This is a genomic window from Flavobacterium sp., assembly GCF_003525665.1.
Classification (GTDB): domain Bacteria; phylum Bacteroidota; class Bacteroidia; order Flavobacteriales; family Flavobacteriaceae; genus Flavobacterium.
In genome coordinates this window covers 1-3582 of the sequence record NZ_DQDX01000062.1, presented here as the reverse complement: position 1 = coordinate 3582, position 3582 = coordinate 1, and the positions used below count along the sequence as shown (strand labels likewise).

General features: G+C 32.2%; 5 protein-coding genes. 3 read left to right on the top strand and 2 right to left on the bottom strand.

The genetic code is table 11. The features are described 5' to 3' along the window. Positions 1-9 precede the first annotated feature (9 nt). Entirely contained in the window at positions 10-276 is a 267-nt protein-coding gene (locus tag DIU01_RS04295) for a DUF6364 family protein (protein ID WP_290832012.1), read from the bottom strand. A gap of 33 nt (positions 277-309) precedes the next feature. Next, positions 310-852: a hypothetical protein gene (locus tag DIU01_RS04290; RefSeq protein ID WP_290832011.1), complete on the bottom strand. Its 543-nt coding sequence runs from the start codon at positions 850-852 to the stop codon at positions 310-312. 96 nt (positions 853-948) lie between these two features. On the opposite strand from DIU01_RS04290, the gene hpt reads away from it, so the two are divergent. The 3 genes from hpt to DIU01_RS04275 all read left to right on the top strand — a co-directional run bounded on the left by hpt (position 949) and on the right by DIU01_RS04275 (position 3538). Beyond that, entirely contained in the window at positions 949-1479 is a 531-nt protein-coding gene (hpt, locus tag DIU01_RS04285) for a hypoxanthine phosphoribosyltransferase (protein ID WP_290832010.1), read from the top strand. An 88-nt stretch (positions 1480-1567) separates the two neighbouring features. Then, positions 1568-2140 (top strand): adenylate kinase, encoded by a 573-nt coding sequence (locus tag DIU01_RS04280; protein ID WP_290832009.1) that lies wholly within the window; start codon positions 1568-1570, stop codon positions 2138-2140. 120 nt (positions 2141-2260) lie between these two features. Then, the gene (locus DIU01_RS04275) at positions 2261-3538 is read left to right on the top strand and encodes a hemolysin family protein (RefSeq protein ID WP_290832008.1); all 1278 of its coding nucleotides are present in this window, start codon (positions 2261-2263) and stop codon (positions 3536-3538) included. The last annotated feature ends 44 nt before the right edge of the window (positions 3539-3582 follow it).

Sequence of the window (3582 nt, the reverse complement as noted above, 5' to 3'; positions counted from 1 at the left end):
ATATGTTTTTCATATACCATATTTTTCTTTATAATATTCTTCTTTTGCTTTTTTAATATCAAAATCATCAGGTAATTTTATAATTCCAATCAATTTTTTTAATTGTGGATCTATGTCTGCATATTCCTCTTTATTGTCGTTTTTATTTGGTTTTTCAACCAAACTTCTAAAATAATTTTCAACCATTTCAGATAAACTTCTGCCTGTTCCTTTAGCATAGATTTTAGCTTTTTCTATGACTTCTTTTTCAAGAGATAAAGTGAGTTTAGTATTCATATACGTAAAGTTTTTACAAATGTACGTAAATAATTATTTTGACCTTGTTAATTTTTTCAAAATATCTTTCACTGCCGATTTATAAGCAGGAGTTTGATGACTGCAATCTCTTTGAAGTAAAAATTTTAATTCCTCATTTACCCAGAGGTGTTTTTTGCCAAGATTGTATAAAGTTCGCATTGTATAAGCAGCATTTGCGGCTTTGTTGGATTCAATCAACCAATCCAAACAGGTTTCAATTATCTTCTCTTCTTGATTTTCTGTTAAAGAATATTTTTTAGAATTGGATAGGAACAAACAAATTTTAGAAATCGAACGTATGGCAGAATCATTTTTATAATAAGGTAAAGTCTCGCAAAAATTTTCTAAAAAAGGTAAAAATAAATCCATTTTTTCTTCACATATCAATTCCAAAATCCAACAGGCTTTATGATGATTTTTGTCCTCAATATTGAAGCCAATTTCTAATAAATATTTTAAATAATGGGGATTGGCAAAGATGAAATCTTTATTATCATCTCTACTTTTTCGATGTGCTGTACTTTTAGCGATTTGATTGTGATATTCTGAATTCATTTGGTAAATATATCAAATTTGCAAAAAAGTGGAAATACTTGCAACGTAATAGTTTTTACTTCTTTAAATTTGCAACACAACCTAAACCTAAAAAAAATGATACACCTTCACGATAAAACTTTCGAGCCATTTATTTCTTCAGAAGAAATTGATTTTGCAATTAAAAATATGGCGAAGCAAATGGACGACGATTTCTTTGACGAAGTTCCAGTTTTTATTGGCGTTTTGAACGGTTCATTTATGGTAATGGGCGATTTAATGAAACAATATCGTGGTATGTGCGAAGTGAGTTTCGTGAAAATGGCTTCGTATGAAGGAACACAATCTACAAACGAAGTAAAACAACTAATCGGACTTAACGAAAATCTCGAAGGAAAAACAGTGGTAATTGTTGAAGATATTATTGACACAGGAAACACTATCGAAGAACTGAGAGCGATTTTTAAAGAGAAAAAAGTAAAGCACTTAAAAATTGCAACATTATTTTTTAAACCAGAAGCATACAAAAAAGATATAAAAATTGATTACATAGGAATCAGAATTCCAAACAAATTCATCGTTGGATACGGTTTAGACTACGACGGATTGGGAAGAAATTTACCAGATGTATATCAATTGGCACAATAATAGAGCGTTGTCAGTTGTCGGTTTTCAATTAACCGATGACAAACAACCGAGAACCGACAACAAATAATAACCGACAACTTTTAATAAAATGATTAACATCGTTCTTTTCGGAAAACCTGGCGCAGGTAAAGGCACACAAGCTGAATTTTTAAAAGAAAAATACAATTTAACCCATCTTTCTACAGGAGATATTTTTAGATTTAACATCAAGAATGATACTGATTTAGGAAAATTAGCCAAAACATTTATGGATAAAGGCGATTTGGTTCCTGATGAAGTTACCATTCAAATGTTGCAAAGTGAAGTTGATAGAAACCCAGATTCGGCCGGATTTTTATTTGATGGTTTCCCAAGAACTTTAGCACAAGCAGAAGCTTTAGATAACTTTTTAGAATCTAAAGAACAAAGTATTACAGCAACGGTTGCGCTTGAAGCAGATGATAATATCCTTGTAGCACGTTTGTTAGAAAGAGGAAAAACTTCAGGTAGACCAGACGATCAAGACGAAGAAAAAATTAGAAATCGCTACGACGAATACAACCAGAAAACCGCGCCACTAATGGATTATTACAAATCTCAAGGTAAATTCCACGCGGTAAATGGTATCGGAACAATTCTTGAAGTTAACGAACGATTAAATCAAATTTTCGATAAATTATAATCTAAAGAATTGACCTCGAGATAAATTTCGAGCATTCAATTTTTTTTCAGATATTTGCAAACAGAAAAGGAGCTATTTCCGATATTATGGATTTAAGCTCTTTTTTTGTAATTTTAAACTATGGAAATTTTAATAATTCTTTTTCTGATAATCCTAAACGGAGTTTTCTCAATGTCGGAAATTGCATTGATATCAGCTCGTAAAAGCCGATTGGAAACTGCCGCCAAAAAAGGGAATGCCAATGCCAAAGCCGCTTTAGACTTGGCAAATTCACCAAACGAATTTTTATCGACAGTTCAAATTGGAATCACATTAATCGGAATTCTTACAGGTATTTACTCAGGAGATAAAATAACTACCGATGTCAAATTATTTGTAGAAAGTTTCGAAGCATTAAAGCCTTATGCTCAAAGTGTTTCTGTTGGAATTGTGGTAGTTACATTAACATTTTTCTCTTTAGTTTTAGGAGAATTATTACCAAAACGAATCGGACTAAATTATCCCGAAGCTATTGCCAAAGCGGTTGCGCTTCCAATGAAAGTAGTTTCTAAAGTTACCATGCCATTTATTTGGTTACTTACAACTTCAACCGATTTTTTATTGAAAATTTTTCAAATAAAACCAACTGCCGACGGAAAAGTAACCGAAGAAGAAATTAAAGCAATCATCAAGGAAGGAACAGAAGGCGGAGAAATTCAAGAAATTGAACACGATATTGTTGAACGCGTTTTTCACATTGGCGATAGAAAAGTAAATTCGTTGATGACACATAGAAATTCTATTGTTTACTTATCGCATGAAGATACTGTGCAAGAAATAAAAGACAAAGTTCTAGACGAATTGCATTCGGTTTATCCAGTTTGTGATGATAATCTAGATGATGTAAACGGAGTGGTTTTATTAAAAGATTTATTCGCAAGTTTTGAAAAAGGCAATTTCAATTTGAAGCAAATCACAAAAGAACCAGTTTATTTTATAGAACACACTTCAGCTTACAAAGCATTAGAAAATTTCAAATTATCTAAAGTCCATTACGCTCTAGTAACCGATGAGCACGGTGTTTTTCAAGGAATTATTACATTAAACGACATCTTAGAAGCACTTGTTGGAGATGCTGCCGATTTCTACGAAGATGAATTTAAAATCGTAGCTCGCGAAGACGGAAGTTGGTTGGTTGACGGACATTATTCCTTACACGACTTTCTAACCTATTTCGATATGGACGATTTAATTGGCGATTACGAAGTAACAACCGTAAGCGGATTAATAGTAACCGAACTAGGAATCATCCCAAAACAAGGACAAAAACTAATCTGGAACAAACTAGAATTCGAAGTTTTAGACATGGATGGCGTGAAAATTGACAAAATTCTAGTAAAAAATATTAAAATTAATTAGGAGCGAATGGCTCGGGCATTTTAGCAAACCATATTCCTGCTTTT